Genomic DNA, 19,618 nt, shown 5'->3' on the forward strand with positions numbered 1-19,618 from the left:
CCGTGTGGCGCGGAGCCATGAAGCCGGTGGCGCTAGTATCTTTGACTAGAGTCCACTGTAATACAGCCCTGTAAGGCACTGCGTACCAGCCATTGCACACTGCCTGCTGCGCGCTCGGCGACGGAGAAGTTTCATTTATCGAAGAACAGAATCCCTGCCAGTGAGCCCACCCGCCGGGGTACAGCCGCCAACGCTGCTCCGCTGCATGTCCACTCCAGTTGAAACGGCCACCACCCCATGATCATGTACCTGCTCATGGGGCTGACGGCTGCCGTCGTGTCCTATGCCGCCACCTGGGGTGCCCGCGTGGTGGGCCACCGGCTCGAATTGCACCTGCCCATCCGCAGCCGCGACATGCATTCAACACCCGTCACGAGGCTCGGGGGAGTCGCGATCTTCCTGGGCGTGATGGTGGCGCTGATCGTTGCCAGCCAGTCCTTCTTCGTCAAGGACATCTACCGGAACAACTTTTCGCCGTGGGGCGTCCTCGCCGGCGCTGCCGTGATTGTCCTCGTGGGCGTGGCGGACGACCTGCTGGACATCCGGTGGTGGGTGAAGCTCATCGGCCAGAGTGCCGCCGCCCTGACCGTGGCGGTGTGGGGCGTCCAGATGACCATCGTGCCCTGGGTGCCGGAACCCATCTACCTGGAAAACGAAACCATCCGGGTGGTGCTCACTGCGGGCCTGATCGTCACCACCATGAACGCTTTCAACTTCATTGACGGCCTGGACGGACTTGCCGCCGGCGTGGCCATCATCGGCGGCACGGCGTTCTTCTTCACGGCGTACTGGGTGCACCGCAACGCTGTCCTCCTGGATTACTCGGACCTCGCCACCCTCATCACCGCAGTCCTTGTGGGCAGCTGCCTGGGTTTCCTGCCGCACAACTGGTTTCCATCGAAAATCTTCATGGGGGACTCCGGCGCCATGCTGATCGGGCTGCTCATGGCCTCCGCCGGTGTGGTCTCCACCGGCCAGATCACCAGCGGGCTCTATGACCGGGCCAACGGTATTTCCACCGTGATTCCCATCCTGCTGCCGTTTGCCGTCCTGTTCCTGCCGCTGCTTGACCTGGGCCTTGCGGTGGTCCGCAGGACCGCGCGCGGCCGGTCGCCGTGGTCAGCCGACCGCGGCCACCTGCACCACAAGCTCATGGACATCGGCTACTCGCACCGCACTGCCGTAGTCCTGATGTACCTCTGGACCGTGGTGCTGTCGTTCGGGGGACTGGCCTTTGCCATCTTCCCGTGGCAGATCGTCCTTGCCGTGGACCTCTTCGCCACCCTGGTGATGGGCCTTGTCACGGCATGGCCCTACCTCGCGCGCCGTAACGAGGAAACTCCGGCGTAACCCCGGTGCGGAATCATTTCTATCTCATGTAGAATTTAGGGGCAGCCAAAGCTGACCCTCCACCCCGCCTTGTGGTTTACAGCCTTGAGGTACCGACGATTGGGATCGCATGACCTCCAACGCCGAGTCCGGACCTGCGTCCGGCAAAGGACCCGTTGGTGCTTCCGGTCCCACCCGGTCCCTGTGGCTGCATCTCCTGAAGCTCAGCTCCGCGGCCGCGGCGGCGGGACTGGTGCTGTGCGCCGGGGCTGCCGCAATACTGGACGGCTCCGCCGGGGCGGTCTCCGCCTTGCTGGGCGGCCTGCTGGTGATGCTGTTCTTCGGAATAAGCCTCCTGGTGGGCCACTTCGTGGGGCGCAGCAATCCCTCCGGGGCCATCGGCGTGTTCGTTGCCACCTACTTCATCAAGGTGGTGGGGTTCGCCGCGGTTCTGTTCGTGGTGGGAGCCCCGCAATGGCTGCACGGCCGCTGGTTTGTTGCAGGTGCCGTGGCCGCCGTCGTTCTGTGGCAGGCCGCTGAGCTCTATGGTTTCAGCAAAGCCCGCCTGCAGATCTACAACGATCCAGAAACCAAGGAAGCCTCCGATGCGTGACCCCAAAAAGTCCGGAAAAGCCTCCGCCGGCAAGCCCGTATCCGGCCGCTCCGCCCCTGGTGTCTCCAGCGACAACTCCGACGGCGGATACAACGCCGGGATGGCCGTCTTCAGCTACATCATTGGCGGAATCATCGTCTGGAGTTTGATAGGGTGGGGACTGGATTATCTGTGGGGAACGCGCTGGATTGTGCTCGCAGGCGCTCTGCTTGGAGCCGTCGGAGGTTTTTACCTTTCCCACATGCATGGCCTCACCAGTTCTCGTAAAAATGCTGGTGAGCGTCCTGCTGCCAGCGGACCGTCCACGGACGGCGACACTAATGCCAAATAATTTCACAGGGGGAACAGCAGGCCGTCAGGCTGCCGGTCCCCGCCCAACGCCCAATGATGGACACTGCAGAGAGGAAACGCGTTGATCGCGCTTGCGCTCCCGGCCCAAGATTCAGGAGAGTTCGCTCCTCCTGGTATTAACGAAATGCATTTGCCGGCAATCCTGCCGTGGGGTGCCGCAGAAGGATTCTCCAAGCAGATGCTGCTGGTCCTCCTCTCTGTCGCCATTATCGCCACCTTCTTCGTGCTGGCCGCACGCAAGCAGCAGCTGGTACCCGGCAAGCTCCAGTTCGCCGGCGAGGCCGCATACGGCTTCGTCCGCAACGGAATCGCCAAGGACATCATCGGCGGCAGGGACTTCATCAAGTACGTCCCGCTGCTGTTCAGCCTGTTCTTCTTCATCCTGGTGAACAACATCTATGGCGCCATCCCGCTGATCCAGCTCCCCACCTTCTCCCACGTTGGTGGCGCTTACGTGCTGGCCGGTCTCGTCTACTTCACCTGGATCGCCATCGGCGTCAAGAAGAACGGCCTGCGCTACTTCAAGCTGGCCACCGTCCCCTCGGGTGTTCCGTGGTTCATCCTTCCGATCGTCATCCCGATCGAGATCATCTCCAACTTCCTGGTCCGGCCCGTCACGCACAGCCTCCGTCTGTTCGCCACGATGCTCGCAGGCCACCTCATCGTGATGATCGCCGGCTCCGGCATCGAATACCTGGTCATGCAGGAGAACATCCTGCTCAAGGGAACCTCGGTCCTGGTCCTGGCAGGTGCCATCGCGATGTACATGCTCGAGGCGCTGATCATGGTCCTGCAGGCGTACGTCTTTACCCTGCTGACCGCGATCTACATCGAAGGCGCACTGCACGCCGACAGCCACTAGGCACTGCCGCCGGATCCAATTCCGGCCGGCACACAGACTTCCCCTTCGCGGGGGATGAAGCAACCCAAACAACCTGCCACTGAAGTGGCATCTTGAAAGGAAGAAAAATGGAAGGCAATCTCAACCTCGTAGGTTACGGTCTGTCCGCAATCGGCGGTGGTATCGGTGTTGGCCTCGTATTCGCTGCTTACATCAACGGCGTTGCCCGTCAGCCTGAAGCTCAGCGCGTGCTGCAGCCGATCGCATTCCTCGGCCTTGCGCTGACTGAAGCCCTCGCCATCCTCGGCTTGGTCTTCGCCTTCGTTCTCTAGTCCTGGAACGAAGCGAACTTACAGAACCGAGTAGAAAAGGACGGGTGAAAAAATGGCTCAGCTGATCATCTCAGCCGCCACTGAGGGCGAAGTCAATCCCCTGATGCCCAACATCTGGGAAATGGGCGTTGTCCTCGTGGGCTTTGCCATCCTCATGTTCATCGTGGTCAAGTTCGTTGTCCCGATGTTCGAAAAGACCTTCGCCGAGCGTGCCGAGGCTATTGAAGGCGGCATTGCAAAGGCTGAAAAGGCCCAGGCTGAGGCGTCTGCTGCACTCGAAGAGTACAAGCAGCAGCTGACCGACGCCCGCACCGAAGCCAACCGCATCCGTGAGGAAGCCCGCGCGGAGGGTGCCCAGATCCTTGCGGATCTCAAGGAGAAGGCAGCTGCAGAGTCTGCCCGCATCACCGCGCAGGCCCACGCACAGATCGAATCAGAGCGCCAGGCGGCCGTTGTGTCCCTGCGTTCAGAGGTAGGCACCCTGGCCACCACCCTTGCCGGCCGCATCGTGGGCGAATCGCTCAACGACGATGAGCGCGCAGCACGGGTAGTTGACCGTTTCCTGGCAGATCTGGAGACCCAGAACGCAGGTGCAGCTAAGTAATGGCAGGCGTATCGAGCGAATCGCTGGCAACAGCGCTGGTCGCGCTGGAAGCCAAGCTTCCCACCGCGTCGCTGCAGCTGGCAAAGGAACTCTTCGGAATTCTGGAAATGGTGGACAGCTCGGCTGGCTTGCGCCGCGCCCTGACTGACCCGTCGCGTTCCGGTGACGAAAAGTCGGCGCTGGTCAGGCAGCTGGTTGGCGGGAAAGTCTCCGCTGATGCTGCAGAGATCGCATCCGGACTGGCCAGTTCACGCTGGGCATCGGCGCGCGATATCGGCGATGCACTCGAGACTCTTGCCGCAACGGTGGTCATTTCCGTTGCTGAAAACAAGTCGGCCGTTTCTGCCTCCGGAATCACTGGCCTGGAAGAGCTGGAGAACGAACTGTTCTCCTTCAACCAGGCTGTTGCCTCCAGCCACGAGGTACAACGTGCTCTGTCCGAGCCGCAGGCCAGTGCAGCCGCCAAGGCTACCCTGGCCGCGAAGCTGGTGCCCGGGGTGGGTGAGGAAGCAAAAGTCCTCATCACCCAGGCAGTTTCCCAGCCCCGGGGCATCAAGCCCACCCGGCTCGTTGAACGGTTCGCCGAACTGGCGGCCAAGCGGCAGCAGCGCTGGATCGCAACGGTCAGCGTGACCCGTCCCCTGACGCAGACGCAGCTGGCACGCCTCCAGGCGGGCCTGAATGCCATGTACGGACGGGAACTGAAGATCAACGTCAACGTTGATCCAGCACTCATTGGCGGAATCCGCGTCCAGGTCGGTGACGAAGTGCTCGACGCTTCGGTCATCACCAGGCTGGGCGAGCTGCAACGCCAGCTGGCCGGCTAGCCGGACAAGCACCAACAAACTGATAGAAACCCCGGTCACCTTCACGGTGATCACAAAACAGGAGAGCAGGGACTGCAGATGGCCGAATTGACCATCAACGCCGACGACGTCCGTAATGCGCTGAACGAGTTCGCGGCGTCCTACGAACCCGGAAACGCAGAGCGCGTAGAGGTCGGCCGCGTAACCACCGCTAGTGACGGCATCGCCCGTGTTGAGGGCCTCCCCTCGGTCATGGCGAACGAGCTGCTGCGCTTCGAGGACGGCACCCTGGGCCTGGCCCAGAACCTCGACGTCCGCGAAATCGGCGTTATCGTCCTCGGCGACTTCACCGGCATCGAAGAAGGCCAGGAAGTCCACCGCACCGGACAGGTTCTGTCCGTGCCCGTGGGCGACGCCTTCCTTGGCCGCGTAGTTGACCCGCTGGGCGTGCCCATCGACGACCTCGGCGAGATCAAGGCTGAGACCACCCGCGCACTGGAGCTGCAGGCTCCCGGCGTGACCCAGCGCAAGTCTGTCCACGAACCGATGCAGACCGGACTCAAGGCCATCGACGCCATGATCCCGATCGGCCGCGGCCAGCGCCAGCTCATCATTGGTGACCGCCAGACCGGCAAGTCCGCGATCGCGATCGACACCATCATCAACCAGAAGGCCAACTGGGCTTCGGGCGACGTAACCAAGCAGGTCCGCTGCATTTACGTGGCGATCGGCCAGAAGGCGTCCACCATCGCCGCCATCCGCCAGACCCTCGAGGACAACGGCGCGCTGGAGTACACCACCATCGTGGCGTCCCCTGCCTCCGATCCCGCAGGCTTCAAGTACCTGGCACCGTACGCCGGCTCGGCCATCGGCCAGCACTGGATGTACGGCGGCAAGCACGTCCTCATCGTGTTCGATGACCTGTCCAAGCAGGCTGAGGCCTACCGTGCAGTGTCGCTGCTCCTCCGCCGTCCGCCGGGACGCGAAGCCTACCCGGGCGACGTCTTCTACCTGCACTCCCGCCTGCTGGAGCGTTGCGCGAAGCTCTCCGACGAACTGGGTGCCGGTTCCATGACGGGCCTGCCGCTGATCGAGACCAAGGCGAACGACGTTTCCGCCTACATCCCGACCAACGTCATCTCCATCACCGACGGCCAGATCTTCCTCCAGTCGGACCTCTTCAACGCCAACCAGCGCCCCGCCGTTGACGTGGGTGTCTCTGTGTCCCGCGTTGGTGGTGCCGCGCAGGTCAAGTCCATGAAGAAGGTCTCCGGCACGTTGAAGCTGGATCTGGCCCAGTACCGCGACATGCAGGCATTCGCCATGTTCGCTTCGGACCTGGACGCCGCATCCCGCCAGCAGCTGACCCGTGGCGCCCGCCTGATGGAACTGCTGAAGCAGGGCCAGTACTCACCATTCCCGGTTGAGAACCAGGTTGTCTCCATCTGGGCCGGTACCAACGGCTACCTGGACGACGTTCCGGTTGAGGACATCAGCCGCTTCGAGCGCGAGTTCCTGGACCACCTGGGCCGCAAGTCCTCGATCCTCACCACGCTGGCCCAGACCAACGTGCTGGACGACGACACCGTAGCCGCTTTGAAGTCCGCCATCGTCGACTTCAAGAAGGGCTTCTTCGGTGAAGGCGACAACCACCTGGTAGGTGCCGGCCACGAGGAGTATGAGTCCATCTCCGAGGGCGACGTTGACCAGGAAAAGATCGTCAAGCAGAAGCGCTAGTTCCGCTCACCGGGTGTGCCGGGCCGCAGGGTCCGGCACACCCGGTTTACGGAATGTTAGGAAAGGATAAGTATGGGAGCCCAGATTCGGGTCTACCGCCAGAAGATCAGCTCGACCACGTCGATGCGCAAGATCTTCAAGGCGATGGAACTGATCGCTACCTCGCGCATCGGTAAAGCCCGTGCGCGCGTAGCAGCTTCACTGCCTTACGCGAACGCGATCACGCGTGCCGTTTCTGCTGTCGCAAGCCAAAGCGAAATCGACCACCCGCTGACCACCGAGCCCGAGCAGATCCGCCGTGCCGCAGTCCTGGTAATCACCTCGGACCGTGGCCTGGCAGGTTCCTACTCGGCCAGTGTCCTCAAGCAGGCGGAAGGTCTCAACGAGCTTCTCCACGCTGAAGGCAAGGAAGTCAAAACCTACCTCGTGGGCCGCAAGGCGCAGGCCTACTTCGATTTCCGGAACCGCGAGTACGCGCGGGTCTGGACCGGAGGAACCGACGCGCCCGAGTTCAGTACTGCCCGGGAAATCGGGGAGGCTCTGCTGGCCGACTTCGCCACGGACTACGAAGACGGTGGCGTGGACGAGATCCACGTTGTCTACACGCGCTTCAAGTCGATGGTTACCCAGGAGCCCACGGTCATCCGCCTGCTGCCCCTGGAGGTAGTGGAAGAGGAAGCCGCCTCCGAGTCGGACCTGCTGCCGCTGTACGAGTTCGAGCCGGAAACCGAGCAGGTTCTTGATGCCCTGTTGCCGCGCTACATCGAATCGCGGCTGTTCGCAGCCATGCTGCAGGCCGCTGCATCCGAACTGGCCGCGCGCCAGCGCGCGATGAAGTCGGCAGGGACAACGCCACGGACCTGATCAAGAAGTACACGCGTCTGCGCAACACGGCCCGCCAGGCCGAGATTACGCAGGAGCTCTCCGAGATTGTTGCCGGCGCCGACGCCCTCGCGTCATAGGCCTGGCCGCGGTTCCGTTGAACCTGCACCACACAGATAAACTTAACCCCACGCCATCTACTGAGTGAAGTGAGAGAGATGACTGCCACTGCTACCGAAAACGTAGCCGCAACGACCGGTGCCACCGGCCGTATTGCGCGCGTCATCGGCCCGGTTGTCGACGTCGAATTCCCGGCTGACGCAATCCCGTCGATCTACAACGCACTCACCACCGAGATTACTCTCAACGGTGAGACCAAGACCATCACGTTCGAGACCTCCCAGCACCTGGGTGACAACCTCGTCCGCGCCATCTCCCTGCAGGCAACCGACGGACTTGTCCGCGGCACGTCCGTGGTGGACAGCGGTGCCCCGATCTCCGTGCCCGTCGGCGACGGCGTCAAGGGCCACATCTTCAACGTCCTGGGCCAGCCCCTGGACGTTGCCGAGTCGGAACTGCAGATCAGCGAACGCTGGCCCATCCACCGCAAGGCACCGAGCTTCGCTTCCCTCGAAGGTTCCACCGAGATGCTGGAAACCGGCATCAAGGTCATCGACCTCCTCACCCCGTACATCAAGGGTGGAAAGATCGGCCTTTTCGGCGGCGCCGGCGTGGGCAAGACCGTTCTGATCCAGGAAATGATCACCCGTGTTGCCCGCAACTTCGGTGGTACCTCGGTATTCGCCGGTGTTGGCGAGCGTACCCGTGAAGGCAACGACCTCTGGGTTGAAATGGAAGAGGCAGGCGTCCTCAAGGACACCGCCCTTGTGTTCGGCCAGATGGACGAGCCGCCGGGAACGCGTCTGCGCGTGGCCCTGTCCGCGCTGACCATGGCGGAGTACTTCCGCGATGTGCAGAACCAGGACGTGCTGCTCTTCATCGACAACATCTTCCGCTTCACGCAGGCAGGTTCCGAGGTTTCGACCCTTCTCGGCCGTATGCCTTCCGCCGTGGGCTACCAGCCGAACCTGGCTGACGAAATGGGCCTCCTCCAGGAGCGCATCACGTCCACCAAGGGCCACTCCATCACCTCGATGCAGGCCATCTACGTTCCCGCAGATGACTACACCGACCCGGCACCGGCAACCACCTTCGCACACCTCGACGCGACCACGGAACTTTCCCGTGAAATCGCCTCCCGTGGTCTGTACCCGGCCGTTGACCCGCTGACGTCCACCTCCCGAATCCTGGACCCCCAGTACATCGGCCAGGACCACTACAACACGGCTGTCCGTGTGAAGCAGATCCTGCAGAAGAACAAGGAACTCCAGGACATCATCGCCATCCTCGGCGTTGACGAACTGTCGGAAGAGGACAAGATCGTCGTGTCCCGTGCACGCCGCATCCAGCAGTTCCTGTCCCAGAACACCTACACCGCCAAGCAGTTCACCGGCGTTGAAGGCTCCACGGTTTCCATCAAGGACACCGTCGAAGGCTTCGCTGCCATCTGCGACGGCGACCTCGACCACATCGCAGAGCAGGCGTTCTTCAACGTCGGCGGCCTGGATGACGTTGAGCGCCAGTGGGCCAAGATCCAGGAACAGACCAAGTAATATGGCTGAGCTTGAGGTTGAGATTGTCGCAGCGGACCACTTCGTGTGGTCCGGAGCGGCCAAGATGGTCAAGGCCCGCACCAGCGATGGTGAAATCGGAATCCTGCCCGGCCACTCGCCCCTGCTGGCGATCCTGGCCGAAGGTGAGCTGGCTATCCAGCCGGTGTCCGGTGACCGTATTGCAGTAGCTGTCGACGGCGGATTCTTCTCCGTTGACAACAACCGCGTGGTTATCGTGGCTGACAACGCCCACCTGGGTGAGTCGGCCACCGCTGGGATCCGCTAGCATCACCTTGATGGACGCATCTAGTCTTCCGTTCATCGCACTGGCAACCGCCTTTGGTTTGCTGATTTTTGCACTGTGCCTTTCGGGGGGTGCGCCGCTTCAACCTGCGGCGTGCCCTCGGCACGGTGGACGCCTCCATCTGCATGGCTGGAAACAGTTGGCAGATGGGGGTTTGTCGTTATCAGGACAACGACCTGGAGTGGTTCCGGCTGCTCTCGCTCAGTGTCCGCCCCAAACACCGGTTCAAGCGCCACTCGCTTGAACTCCTTGGCCGCCGCAAGCCCACGGATGCCGAGGCCGTCAAGGTCCAGCCCGACGTCGTGATCGTTGAACTGCGTTATGAAGGCCAGGACCTCCGGCTCGCCATGAAGTTCGACGCCTACACCGGCCTGTCCTCATGGCTGGAGGCCGGCCCGGTCATCGGCGTAGGGACCTGGCGCTAGCCGGCGTGGACTGGTTATACGACGTCAGGCTGATTGACGGCCCCCTGTACTGGGCAGCCCTCATCCTGGGTTTGGCCGGCGCCGGCTACCTCCTGCTGCCGCCCCCTGCGTCCCCCAACGTCCGCCGCTGGATCTTCCGCATCATCGCGGCCGCGGCTGCCGCCTTTGCCCTGGTCGCCACCGTCCACTGGGCCCTCATCAACGTTTTCACAGTCTTCCCCGAGAACATTCCGGACACCGTCCTGCTCTGGGTGGTCCCCGCCGTCGCCGCCATGCTCCTGGGCCTGATGCGCCTTCCGCACGCGAGCTGGCCGCGGCGTGGGACCGCCGTCCTGGCCGCGCTCCTGGTGGTCGCGTTGTCCTCAGTGCAGATCAACGCCTACTTCGGGCTGAACAGGACCGTCAGCGACCTCCTGGGAACAGCCCTGTCCCGGATTCCCGCCCTCGAAGCCGGACTGATGCGCCAGCCCGGCCAGCCCGACGGCGCTTCCTTGGACAGCTGGAGCCCGCAGGGCGAACTTCCGGCCGGGGGAGCCCTCCGCAGGGCCTCCATACCCGGCACGCTGTCCGGGATGGACACGCGGGAAGCCTACATCTACCTGCCGCCCGCGTACTTTGCCGCCAACCGTCCGGCCCTTCCGGTGCTGGTGCTGATTGCAGGGCAGCCGGGCGGCCCGGCGGACTGGCTCACGGGCGGGACCATCCAGGCCCACATGGACTCCTACGCCGCAGCACATGGCGGGGTGGCTCCGGTAGTGGTGATTCCCGACCCCAACGGTTCCCAGTCGGCCAACACCATGTGCATGGACAGCCGGATTGCCCGTGCCGATACCTACCTCATCAAGGATGTCACCGGCTGGATCAGCTCCACGCTGGTGGTGGACACCAACCACAGCCGGTGGGCGACGGGCGGTTTCTCCTTTGGCGGCACCTGCGCGGTGCAGCTGGCCACGAGGCACCCGGAGCTTTTCCCTGCAGCGCTGGCATTCTCGGCTGAAGCGGAACCGGCCATCGCCAAGGAACGGCAGAAAACCATCGACGCCGCCTTCCCCGGGGATCCGGAGGCCTTCAACCGGCAGACCCCCCTGGCCATCATGAAGCAGCAAAGGTTCGAAGGCAGCGGCCTCTACCTGACGGCCGGACAGAACGATCCAGAGTTCGTGGGGTACCTCCGGACACTGGCGACCGCAGCGGAAAGCGCAGGATTCACCGTTCGGGCGTATGAAGTGGAGAACACCGGCCATTCCTGGGATACGTCTTCGCGGCGGATTGCCGATGCCCTGGATTTCCTCATGGACAGATGGGGGCTTCGGCGGTGAGCCCCGAAAGGGAGGTCCGCACCACGGCACTGGCCTGGGACACCGTGCTCCGGCCCGCACTGGCCCGTGCCGCCGTCGAGCTGCGGTCCGTGCCGTTCAGCCTGGCCGTCCTTGCGGTGTTCGTGCTGGCCGGCGCGGTAACAGGCAGCTACCTGGCAGGGCCGCCGGAGCACCTCCTGGAGCTGGCCGGCGTCAGCGGGCAGGGTCTCCGTGACGGCAACTGGTGGCAGCTCTTCACCAGCCTCTTTTTCGCGACCAACCCCCTGGCGTACCTGGCAGCGTCACTCATGATCATCGTGTTCCTGGGGCTTGCGGAGCGGAACTCGGGTCCCGGGCGGCGGCCGCCCTGCTGTTTGGCGGCCAGTTCGCCGCGGTGACGCTGTTCCTGCTCATAACCCAGCTGGCGGAGTACGCCGGCGACGGGTGGCTGGACCAGATGGTGGACGACATCCTGATCGGGCCCTATGGACCGGTCCTGGCAGCAGGACTGGCCGGCAGTGCACGGCTGCCGGTGCTGTGGCAGCGGCGGCTGCGGACGGCAGTGATCTCCGTTTCGCTGCTGCTGGTCCTGTACGTGGGACACGCGGAAACGGTCATCGGCCTGCTCGGCGCACTCCTGGGCCTGCTGGCGGGCTGGTGGATCCAGGGCGACCAGGGCCACCTGCACCGGCACCGGTCCACGGGCCGGGAGACGAGGAACCTCCTTGCGCTGACCGTTGCCGTTTTCGCTGTGGGGCCCATCCTCACCGGCATCGCGCGGTCACCCACCGGGCCGCTGGCACTGCTGCGCGACGTGGTTCTGAACCCGATGCCCACGCTCAGCCAGCTTGCCCTGAACTGCGGGGCAACCGTTGAAGCCTCCTGCCTGGAAGCCGGACGCGCAGGGTTTGCCGGCCCGTTCGGGCTGGCGCTGGCCGTTGTCCCGGTTCTCCTGCTGCTGATCTGTGCCGACGGCATGCGCCGCGGCCGGAGGCTTGCACTGAACATCGCAATCGCCATCCAGCTGGCCGTCACGGCACTGGCCGCCGTCTACCTCGCGCTCTTTGCGCTGGTCCCCTCGCGCCCGCAGGGGCCGCAGGCCGCACCCATGGGATCGGCCTTCGCCCACGTGCTGCCGCTCGTCGTCGTGCCCCTCCTGCTCGCCGTGGTCCTGTGGCTCAACCGGCGGCAGTTCCGGGTGCAGACGCTCCCTGCTGCCCGCCGGACGCTGGCCCTGGTGGCCGGCGGCACGTGGGGGGTCCTGGCCACCGCCTATGCCGGCGCATGGTTCTGGTCAGGCGGCCTGGAACGCGACGGCGGGCTGCTGGGACTTTTCGCCGAGCTCGCCAGGCAGTACGTCCCGGTTCCCATCCCGCAGCACTACCACCGGGTCTTTGCCGACCGCAACAGCGTGGAGGCGGTCCTGTTTGCCTACTCGGGTCCCGTGTTCTGGGTGGTGGCGCTGGTGGCGGTGTGGTGGGTGCTGATCGGACACCATGGCCACGACTCCGGATGGCAGGACCGCGCCAGGGCCCGGGAGCTGCTGCACCAGGGCGGCGGCCCGCTGTCCTGGATGGCACTGTGGGAGCCCAACACCTACTGGTTCAGCCCCGACGGGCAGGGTGCGGTTGCCTACCAGCGGCACGGCAGCGTGGCATTGACGTTGGGCGGGGCAATCGGGCCGCGGCAGTCACAGCAGGCGGTCACGGAGGGGTTCCTGGCCTTCTGCGGCAGCCAGGCCCTGATTCCTGCGCTGTACTCCTGCGACGACTCCATGTGGCCGGCGTTGCAGGAGCGCGGGTTCGCCCGGGTGCCGGTCGCGCAGGAGACCAGGCTCGCAATCCGGGAGCTGGAGTTCAAGGGCAAGGAATGGCAGAACGTGCGGACAGCGCTGAACCGGGCGGCAAAGCTGGGGGTTGAGGCGGTGTGGGGTCCATACCACTCGCTGCCGGCTGCTTTGCGGTCAAAGCTCAACGAGGTCTCGGAGGAGTGGGCGGCCAACAAGTCCGTCCCTGAAATGGGCTTCACCCTGGGCGGGGTGGACGAGCTGGACGACGACGAGGTCCTGTGCTGCCTTGCCGTCGACGGCAACGGTACAGTCCACGGCGTGACCAGCTGGCTTCCCGTGTACGACGGCGGGCGGCTGGTCAGCAGGACGCTGGACGTCATGCGGCGGAGTACGGAAGGTTTTCCGGGCGTCATGGAATTCCTCATTGCCTCGGCCGTGTTGGAGCTGCGCGGATCGGTGGAGGTGATCTCCCTGTCCGGCTCGCCGCTGGCCAACCACGGCGGCGCCAACGACAGCAGCGGGAACCGGGACGGGGCCGAAAACCTGGTCCGCATCCTCGATCTCGTGGGGCATGCGCTGGAGCCGGTGTACGGCTTCCGTTCCCTGGCCGCGTTCAAGTCGCGGTTCAAGCCGGAGTACCGCGCGCTGTACCTCTACTACCAGGACCCGCTGCACCTGCCGGCCATCGGCCGCGCCCTGACCCGCGCGTACCTGCCCGGGCTTTCCCTGCCGCAGGGTGCACGGCTGGTCAGCAAACTGGTCAAGTAAAGGCAATTGGCAATAGACATAAAACTTGCGGATTAAATGCCGGAAAAGCATTGTGAGACGCACAAGCAATAAAATGATCCCCGGCAGTAATTGCCGGGGATCATTTTATTGCTGCATACCGCCGAAGCGGGTTTGCGGCGGGGACTAGACCAGCGTCACGCCGGTAGCCTGGGGGCCCTTGGCGCCCTGGCCGATCTCGAACTGAACGCGCTGGTTCTCGTCGAGGGTCTTGAAGCCGTTGGTCTGGATCTCCGAGTAGTGAACGAAGACATCACCGTCGGAGTCATCCGGGGTAATGAAGCCGAAGCCCTTTTCAGCGTTGAACCACTTGACGGTTCCCTGTGCCATTTATTTCTCCTCATTGTGGAACTTTTTTAAGATCGGCACACCTCGTACCGGCCTTGGTCACTCCGCGAGAAGAATCCTGAATTCCGGGCCCTATTCAGGGGTCCGGGTTGCAGGAGCTTCGCGCTCGCAACATGTCTTGCGAGCATGAAAAACACCTACACAAAGACTGAGACAAGAATTTCATGCCTCTCCGCGCCGGTCAACGGTTTTGGCGGTGAAACGGCCAAAATTTAGGTTAAACCCGGTTAAATGCCTTGTCAGGCGGCTTTGGCGTTGCCCGGGCGTTAATGCGGCAGGTCAGAAAAGGCGTGATTCGCTGTCATCGACGCCGCGCATTGCGTCATAGTCCAGGGTGATGCAGTCGATGCCGCGGTCCGTTGCCAGCACCTTTGCCTGCGGCTTGATCTGCTGGGCAGCAAAGATCCCCCGCACGGGCGCGAGCAGCGGATCGCGGTTGAGCAGTTCCAGGTAGCGCGTCAGCTGCTCCACGCCGTCGATGTCGCCCCGGCGCTTGAGCTCGATGGCCACGGTACCGCCGTCCGCGTCCCGCGCCAGGATGTCCACCGGTCCAATGGCGGTGAAGTACTCGCGGCGGATCAGCGAGTAGCCGGTGCCGAGGGTTTCGATCTGTTCGGCGAGGAGCCGCTGGAGGTCGGCCTCGACGCCGTCCTTGATGAGGCCGGGGTCCACGCCGAGGTCGTGGGACGACTCGCTCAGCTTTTCGTGGATGTTGATGATGAGCCGGTCGTCGGTTTTCGCCGACTGCACGGTCCACTGCTCCACCACGCCCAGCTCCAGGTCCACGTCCTCCGGGGAGGAGACCCGCAGGGTGGCGGGCGGGCTCATCCAGTTGAGCGGCTTATAGGATCCGCCGTCCGAGTGGACCAGGACGGAGCCGTCCGCCTTGACCAGGAGGAGCCTGGTGGCGAGGGGGAGATGGGCTTTGAGCCGGCCAACATAATCAACGGAGCATCGGGCTATGACAAGTCGCACGCCGTACAGACTACCGCCTGCAGCCTTGCGGCCCGGTCCCGACGCCGGCTCGCACGGCGGTTGCGCGGGTGCGGGAGCCGTGCCGGGCTGGGGCAGAATGGATGCATGCCGCGTTCCAACCGTCCCCGCCGTCCTGTCTCCGGAAAAGGTGCAGGCCCGGGAAAGCGGGGTGCCGGCAAAAAGGGCGGCGGGAACGTTCCCGAGCTGGACCTGGAACGCGCCCGGGCCGGCATCGCCCGGCGTGAAAGCGCGCCGGACGGCGAATGGATGGTCCGCACCATGACCGCCAAAAACGCCGAAAAGACCTACATCTGCCCTGAGTGCTCCACGGCCGTCCTGCCCGGCGTCGCGCACCTGGTGGTCTGGAAGGACGACCATCTCTTCGGGGCAGCCGCCGGCCTGGCGGAGCGGCGCCACTGGCATACAAACTGCTGGATGTCGCGCAGTTACCGCTACCGCTGACATCCGCGGGCGGCAGAACCCCTGCTGTCGCTAAGCTGGCAGGCATGACTTTTCATCCGTCGTCGTACGAATTCACGCCCTCCGGGGGACCTGTTCCCATCCGTGCCTCCACCGTCCTGCCCGCCCGGCGCGAAAACGTGGAGCTGCAGACGGACGACGGCCACACCCTGGTGGGTGAACTCGCGCTGCCGGAATCGGGGCCCGTCCACGCTACGCTCATCACCCTGCACCCCCTGCCCACGCACGGCGGGTTCATGGATTCGCACGTCTACCGCAAGGCCTCCTACCGCCTGCCGGCGCTGGCAGGTGTCGCGGTGCTCCGCTTCAACACCCGGGGCACGGCATCCCCGCGCGGCACCAGCACGGGCGCCTTCGAGGAAGGCATCGGCGAGCGGTACGACGTCGAGGCGGCGGTGCGGTTCGCGGTGGAACGCGGCCTGCCCAACCGGTGGCTGGTGGGCTGGTCCTTCGGCACGGAACTGGCGCTGATGTACGGCGCGGTGGAGCCGGTGGCATCGCAGGTGGAAGGCGCCGTGCTGCTGTCGCCGCCGCTGCACCGTGCCACGGACAAGCACCTCCAGCAGTGGGCGGAATCGGGCAAGCCGCTCACCGTCCTGGTCCCCGAGCACGACGACTTCCTCCAGCCCGCCGAGGCGGCCGCACGGTTCAGCCTGGTGCCGCAGGCGCGGGTGGTGGGCGTCGACGGCGCCAAGCACCTGTGGGTGGGGAGAGGTCCGCGGCCCGGGTCCTGAACGAAATCGTGGATGACGTCACCGGGGCCGGCTCCGGCCCTGCCGGGCTGCCGACGGAATGGGACGGCCCGTCGGCCACCGCTCCGGCCTAGGCCGCCGGGGGAGCGGCGCGGACCAGGGCTGGTCCTGTCAGTGCTGGTCCTGCCGCACGATGTAGATCTCCCGGATCAGCAGCAGGACGGCCGCTGCGGTGGGAATGGCGATCAGCGCGCCAAGAATCCCCAGCAGGCTGCCGCCCGCGATGACTGAAATGACTGCCACCGCTCCCGGCACTGCAACCGCCTTTTGCATGATGCGCGGCGAGATGAAATAGGCCTCGAACTGCAGGTAGGCGAAGTAGCAGATGGCGTAGATGGCGGCCGTCTGCCAGCCCTCCGTCAGGGAGACGAGCAGCACCACCACGGCGGCGATCATTCCCCCACCAGCGGGATGAACGCGAGCAGGGCGACGACGAAGGCCAGCAGCAGGGCGAACGGGATGCCCAGGATGGACATCACGATGAAGGCGAAGGTGGCATTGAGGAGCGCCACGCAGGCCTGGCCGATCACGTAGTTGCCCACAGACCGGGTGATCTCCTCGGACAGGGCTTCCACGCGGTGGCGGCGGGAGCGGGGCGCCAGCCGGTAGCCCCACTTCTTCATCGCCGGCAGGGCGGCCAGGAAGTACAGGCTCAGCACCAGCACGATCAGGGCCCCGAACAGGCCGTTGGCCACGGTGGAACCAAAGCCCACCACGCCGCCGAAGATACCGCCCACCGCGGCGGGGTCGTTCACGAACTTGTCCAGTTCCTCCGCCACCCGGTCACGGACGCCGAACTGGTCGTCGAGGCTGCGGAAGAACTCCGAATCGATGAAGTCCCGGATCCACACCGGCGCCTGCTCCACGATTTCCGTCACCTGCTCCACGATGGTGGGGATCAGGGTGGCGAAGAAGCCGACGACGGCGCTCACCAGGACAGTCACGGACACCAGGATCCTGCCGGCCGCGGGATCTTGCGGTTCTCCAGCCAGCCCACCACCGGTTCCAGGCCCAGGGCGATGAACAGGGCCGCCACGATCCACAGCAGCAGCTGCGTGGTGTTCGAGCCGATCCAGTAGACCAGCAGCGCAAGCCCCACGCCGACGGTTCCCATGAAGCCCATATAGAGGGGATGCTGCGGCGACATCCGGGGACCGGGCCGGCCGAACTGCGGCCTTACCTCGCCGTCCGGGTCAGTGGTCAAAACCTCTTGCTCCTGGACGTACTCCGGCGGCATCTCGAACCGCAGCCTGGGCTGGGCGCCTGGCAGCGGCTGGCGAAGCCGGCGGGCCACAAAACCGAGCGCCGCCGCGGCGGTGCCCTTCCTGCGGGCGTGCGGGGCCCCCTCGGGTGCGGCTGCCGGTGGCTCCTGGCCTCCGGAATTGTTGGCTGCCGAGGAAGACTCGTCCGTCTTGTCAGTCACTGGTTTTGAGGGCCTGTTCCGTACGTGGCGCCGCGTCAACGGGCCAATGTGATGATCATCGCAAACACTATCAGCAGCCTTGTCAACAGCTGCGGACGGGGGTGGTCCGGGGCATTTTCCCGGGGCGGCAGCCCACCCAATCCGGGGCCCTGGTAACAAAACGGTTACTATGGAAGGCAAACCCCCGCTGATGATAGGTGTTCCCTTGCGTTTAAAGACTGCAGTCGCACTCGTGCTGCTCGGCCTCCTGACACTTTTGGCCGGCATCGGCCAGAGAACCATCTGGGCCCCTTCCGAGACCTTCACGGCAGCCGCGCCGGCCGACACGGCGGAAGCGCCGCTGACCGTCATTGACCAGAACCTGCGCACCCTGCACGGCGGTACCGTCAAGATCAGCATCGAGGGCGACGGCAACTTCCTGCTCGCCGCCGGCCGTCCGGACGACGTCGACGCCTGGGTTGGACAGGCCGCGCACAACACCATCAGCGGTGTTTCTGAGGACGGCAAGTCCCTGCAGGTCGAGCACACCGACGGCGAGGCCACCACCCCCAACCCGGCCGGCTCCGACCTTTGGGTTTCCAGCGAAAACGCCAGCGGTGAACTGGAATACTCCTGGACGCCTCCGGCAGACGGCGACTGGAGCCTCCTGCTCGCCTCCGACGGAACCAAGGCCGCGCCGGCCTCCGTCTCCATGACATTCCCCAACGACACATCCACACCGTGGGCCATTCCCCTCATCGTGCTTGGCTCCCTCCTGATCCTTGGCGGCATCGCGCTGGCACTGATCTCCGCGCGCAAGCGGAACGGTGAAGGCGATGGGCAGGGCAGCGGCTTTGCGCAGCGGGCCCGTGCCCGGAGCCAGTCGGGAGCCGGATCTTCCAAGGCATCCTCGCGTGCCGGCATGGTGGCTGCGGGCATCACTGCAGCAGTCCTCGCGGGGTCCGGCACGGCTGCGTACGCTGCCACGCCCGCTCCGGAAGCCACCGGTTCGCCGTCGGCACCGGCTGCCCCGGAGGCCGGATCGCCGGTCCTGCTTGATGCCCAGTTCCGCAGGATCCTGGAGCAGGTTTCCAGCGCCGTCGACGCCGGTGATGCCGCCAAGGACGCGGGCCAGCTGGCCGAGCGTGTGGGCGGCACCGAGCTGGAAGTGCGCACCCAGAACTACAAGATCCGTTCCCAGGTGGGTTCCTACGAAGCCAGGATGCCCGTCCGCTCCACCAAGCTGCTCACCACCGTGGTCACCAGTGACCGCGACTGGCCCCGCTCCGTCCTTGCCGTCACCCAGGGCGACGGCAACGTGGTGCCCCAGCTGCTGACCCTGGTCCAGCCCTCCCCGCGCGAGAACTACAAGCTGGTGGAAACCACCCCGCTCCAGCCCGGCGCCACGTTCCCCACCATCAGCCGCGGCGGCACGGACACGCTCGCCGCCGGCGACAAGACCGGCCTGCTGTACAGCGGGGAAGAGGCCCTCTCGGGCCTCGCCGACCGCCTGACCACTCCCGATTCCGCCTTCAAGGACAAGCTTGTTGAGGGCGAGTCCTCGCCGTACATCGCCGACACGCTGTCCTACCAGGCAGAGGTGGTCAAGGCCGGGGAGAACGGCAACTTCGCCTTCACCCACAAGGTGGTTCCGGAAAGCACGGTGGTCTTCCGCACCGACGACGGCGGGGCCCTGGTCCTGGGCCGGATCAACTTCGGTTTTGAAGGCACGCCGAAGGCTGCCGGCGACAAGCTGACCATCGGTGATGACGCAGCAGCCCTGGCCGGCGGCAAGGAAACCACCACCGGCATGGTGCTCAACTTCGCCGAGTCGATGGCAGTGTACATACCGCCTGCCGGCTCCAGCGACCCCATGAAGCTCGTCGCCGCAACCCGCGGCCTGGTCGGCGCCAGCTTCAAGTAGCCCCGGCACCGTATTACTTCCGGCAGC

The 19,618-nt window shown here is 64.8% G+C and carries 15 protein-coding genes and 5 pseudogenes; 17 read left to right on the top strand and 3 right to left on the bottom strand.

Annotated elements, in window-relative coordinates:
• The first annotated feature begins 237 nt into the window (after window positions 1-237).
• The 14 genes and pseudogenes from ACPEE0_RS06995 to ACPEE0_RS07060 all read left to right on the top strand — a co-directional run bounded on the left by ACPEE0_RS06995 (window position 238) and on the right by ACPEE0_RS07060 (window position 13,692).
• Window positions 238-1,350, top strand: coding sequence for an MraY family glycosyltransferase (locus tag ACPEE0_RS06995; protein ID WP_424574206.1), 1,113 nt, complete (start codon window positions 238-240; stop codon window positions 1,348-1,350).
• A gap of 109 nt (window positions 1,351-1,459) precedes the next feature.
• A complete protein-coding gene (locus ACPEE0_RS07000) occupies window positions 1,460-1,942 on the top strand; it encodes a hypothetical protein (RefSeq protein ID WP_133346265.1) in 483 nt (160 codons plus the stop codon).
• The gene (locus ACPEE0_RS07005; RefSeq protein ID WP_009356482.1) at window positions 1,935-2,273 is read left to right on the top strand and encodes an AtpZ/AtpI family protein; all 339 of its coding nucleotides are present in this window, start codon (window positions 1,935-1,937) and stop codon (window positions 2,271-2,273) included. Before ACPEE0_RS07000 ends, ACPEE0_RS07005 begins: the two co-directional genes overlap by 8 nt.
• Window positions 2,274-2,354: 81 nt before the next feature.
• Entirely contained in the window at window positions 2,355-3,155 is an 801-nt protein-coding gene (gene atpB / locus ACPEE0_RS07010) for a F0F1 ATP synthase subunit A (protein ID WP_035751787.1), read from the top strand.
• 107 nt (window positions 3,156-3,262) lie between these two features.
• On the top strand, window positions 3,263-3,466 hold the full coding sequence (gene atpE / locus ACPEE0_RS07015; protein ID WP_009356484.1) for an ATP synthase F0 subunit C: 204 nt from the start codon (window positions 3,263-3,265) through the stop codon (window positions 3,464-3,466).
• A 52-nt stretch (window positions 3,467-3,518) separates the two neighbouring features.
• Window positions 3,519-4,070, top strand: coding sequence for a F0F1 ATP synthase subunit B (locus ACPEE0_RS07020; protein WP_009356485.1), 552 nt, complete (start codon window positions 3,519-3,521; stop codon window positions 4,068-4,070).
• On the top strand, window positions 4,070-4,897 hold the full coding sequence (locus tag ACPEE0_RS07025; RefSeq protein ID WP_424574207.1) for a F0F1 ATP synthase subunit delta: 828 nt from the start codon (window positions 4,070-4,072) through the stop codon (window positions 4,895-4,897). Before ACPEE0_RS07020 ends, ACPEE0_RS07025 begins: the two co-directional genes overlap by 1 nt.
• Before the next feature lie 78 nt (window positions 4,898-4,975).
• Window positions 4,976-6,613 carry a F0F1 ATP synthase subunit alpha gene (gene atpA / locus ACPEE0_RS07030; protein WP_424574208.1) on the top strand — a complete coding sequence of 546 codons (1,638 nt, stop codon included), beginning with the start codon at window positions 4,976-4,978 and terminating at the stop codon, window positions 6,611-6,613.
• Window positions 6,614-6,685: 72 nt separating this feature from the next.
• Window positions 6,686-7,575, top strand: a pseudogene (locus ACPEE0_RS07035) (F0F1 ATP synthase subunit gamma).
• A gap of 78 nt (window positions 7,576-7,653) precedes the next feature.
• On the top strand, window positions 7,654-9,108 hold the full coding sequence (atpD, locus tag ACPEE0_RS07040) for a F0F1 ATP synthase subunit beta (RefSeq protein ID WP_407709634.1): 1,455 nt from the start codon (window positions 7,654-7,656) through the stop codon (window positions 9,106-9,108).
• Between the two features lies 1 nt (window position 9,109).
• Window positions 9,110-9,394: a F0F1 ATP synthase subunit epsilon gene (locus ACPEE0_RS07045; RefSeq protein ID WP_009356490.1), complete on the top strand. Its 285-nt coding sequence runs from the start codon at window positions 9,110-9,112 to the stop codon at window positions 9,392-9,394.
• Between the two features lie 10 nt (window positions 9,395-9,404).
• Window positions 9,405-9,837: pseudogene (locus tag ACPEE0_RS07050) on the top strand (DUF2550 domain-containing protein).
• A 5-nt stretch (window positions 9,838-9,842) separates the two neighbouring features.
• Window positions 9,843-11,156, top strand: a complete 1,314-nt coding sequence (locus tag ACPEE0_RS07055) for an alpha/beta hydrolase (RefSeq protein ID WP_424574209.1) — start codon at window positions 9,843-9,845, stop codon at window positions 11,154-11,156.
• Window positions 11,138-13,692: pseudogene (locus ACPEE0_RS07060) on the top strand (bifunctional lysylphosphatidylglycerol flippase/synthetase MprF). Before ACPEE0_RS07055 ends, ACPEE0_RS07060 begins: the two are co-directional and overlap by 19 nt.
• Window positions 13,693-13,836: 144 nt before the next feature.
• Here ACPEE0_RS07060 and ACPEE0_RS07065 read toward each other — a convergent pair.
• Window positions 13,837-14,040 carry a cold-shock protein gene (locus ACPEE0_RS07065; protein WP_133346276.1) on the bottom strand — a complete coding sequence of 68 codons (204 nt, stop codon included), beginning with the start codon at window positions 14,038-14,040 and terminating at the stop codon, window positions 13,837-13,839.
• Window positions 14,041-14,337: 297 nt separating this feature from the next.
• Window positions 14,338-15,033, bottom strand: coding sequence for an endonuclease NucS (nucS, locus tag ACPEE0_RS07070; RefSeq protein ID WP_133346278.1), 696 nt, complete (start codon window positions 15,031-15,033; stop codon window positions 14,338-14,340).
• Between the two features lie 105 nt (window positions 15,034-15,138).
• Between nucS and ACPEE0_RS07075 the strand changes: the two genes are divergently transcribed.
• The gene (locus ACPEE0_RS07075) at window positions 15,139-15,495 is read left to right on the top strand and encodes an ATP/GTP-binding protein (RefSeq protein ID WP_424574210.1); all 357 of its coding nucleotides are present in this window, start codon (window positions 15,139-15,141) and stop codon (window positions 15,493-15,495) included.
• A gap of 44 nt (window positions 15,496-15,539) precedes the next feature.
• Window positions 15,540-16,339, top strand: a pseudogene (locus ACPEE0_RS07080) (alpha/beta hydrolase).
• A 37-nt stretch (window positions 16,340-16,376) separates the two neighbouring features.
• On the opposite strand, the pseudogene ACPEE0_RS07085 reads toward ACPEE0_RS07080, so the two are convergent.
• Window positions 16,377-17,688: pseudogene (locus tag ACPEE0_RS07085) on the bottom strand (AI-2E family transporter).
• Window positions 17,689-17,878: 190 nt separating this feature from the next.
• Between ACPEE0_RS07085 and ACPEE0_RS07090 the strand changes: the two are divergent.
• On the top strand, window positions 17,879-19,591 hold the full coding sequence (locus ACPEE0_RS07090) for a hypothetical protein (protein WP_052013997.1): 1,713 nt from the start codon (window positions 17,879-17,881) through the stop codon (window positions 19,589-19,591).
• Window positions 19,592-19,618 lie beyond the last annotated feature (27 nt).

The sequence above is a fragment of the Arthrobacter sp. SD76 genome (assembly GCF_049726125.1).
GTDB lineage: Bacteria > Actinomycetota > Actinomycetes > Actinomycetales > Micrococcaceae > Arthrobacter > Arthrobacter nitrophenolicus.

Bases quoted from the DNA above. Each gene is read 5' to 3' on its own strand.
- ACPEE0_RS06995 (WP_424574206.1), top strand. From the start codon at position 238: ATGATCATGTACCTGCTCATGGGGCTGACGGCTGCCGTCGTGTCCTAT.
- ACPEE0_RS07000 (WP_133346265.1), top strand. From the start codon at position 1,460: ATGACCTCCAACGCCGAGTCCGGACCTGCGTCCGGCAAAGGACCCGTT.
- ACPEE0_RS07005 (WP_009356482.1), top strand. From the start codon at position 1,935: ATGCGTGACCCCAAAAAGTCCGGAAAAGCCTCCGCCGGCAAGCCCGTA.
- atpE (WP_009356484.1), top strand. From the start codon at position 3,263: ATGGAAGGCAATCTCAACCTCGTAGGTTACGGTCTGTCCGCAATCGGC.
- ACPEE0_RS07020 (WP_009356485.1), top strand. From the start codon at position 3,519: ATGGCTCAGCTGATCATCTCAGCCGCCACTGAGGGCGAAGTCAATCCC.
- ACPEE0_RS07025 (WP_424574207.1), top strand. From the start codon at position 4,070: ATGGCAGGCGTATCGAGCGAATCGCTGGCAACAGCGCTGGTCGCGCTG.
- atpA (WP_424574208.1), top strand. From the start codon at position 4,976: ATGGCCGAATTGACCATCAACGCCGACGACGTCCGTAATGCGCTGAAC.
- atpD (WP_407709634.1), top strand. From the start codon at position 7,654: ATGACTGCCACTGCTACCGAAAACGTAGCCGCAACGACCGGTGCCACC.
- ACPEE0_RS07045 (WP_009356490.1), top strand. From the start codon at position 9,110: ATGGCTGAGCTTGAGGTTGAGATTGTCGCAGCGGACCACTTCGTGTGG.
- ACPEE0_RS07065 (WP_133346276.1), bottom strand. From the start codon at position 14,040: ATGGCACAGGGAACCGTCAAGTGGTTCAACGCTGAAAAGGGCTTCGGC.
- ACPEE0_RS07075 (WP_424574210.1), top strand. From the start codon at position 15,139: ATGCCGCGTTCCAACCGTCCCCGCCGTCCTGTCTCCGGAAAAGGTGCA.
- ACPEE0_RS07090 (WP_052013997.1), top strand. From the start codon at position 17,879: ATGATAGGTGTTCCCTTGCGTTTAAAGACTGCAGTCGCACTCGTGCTG.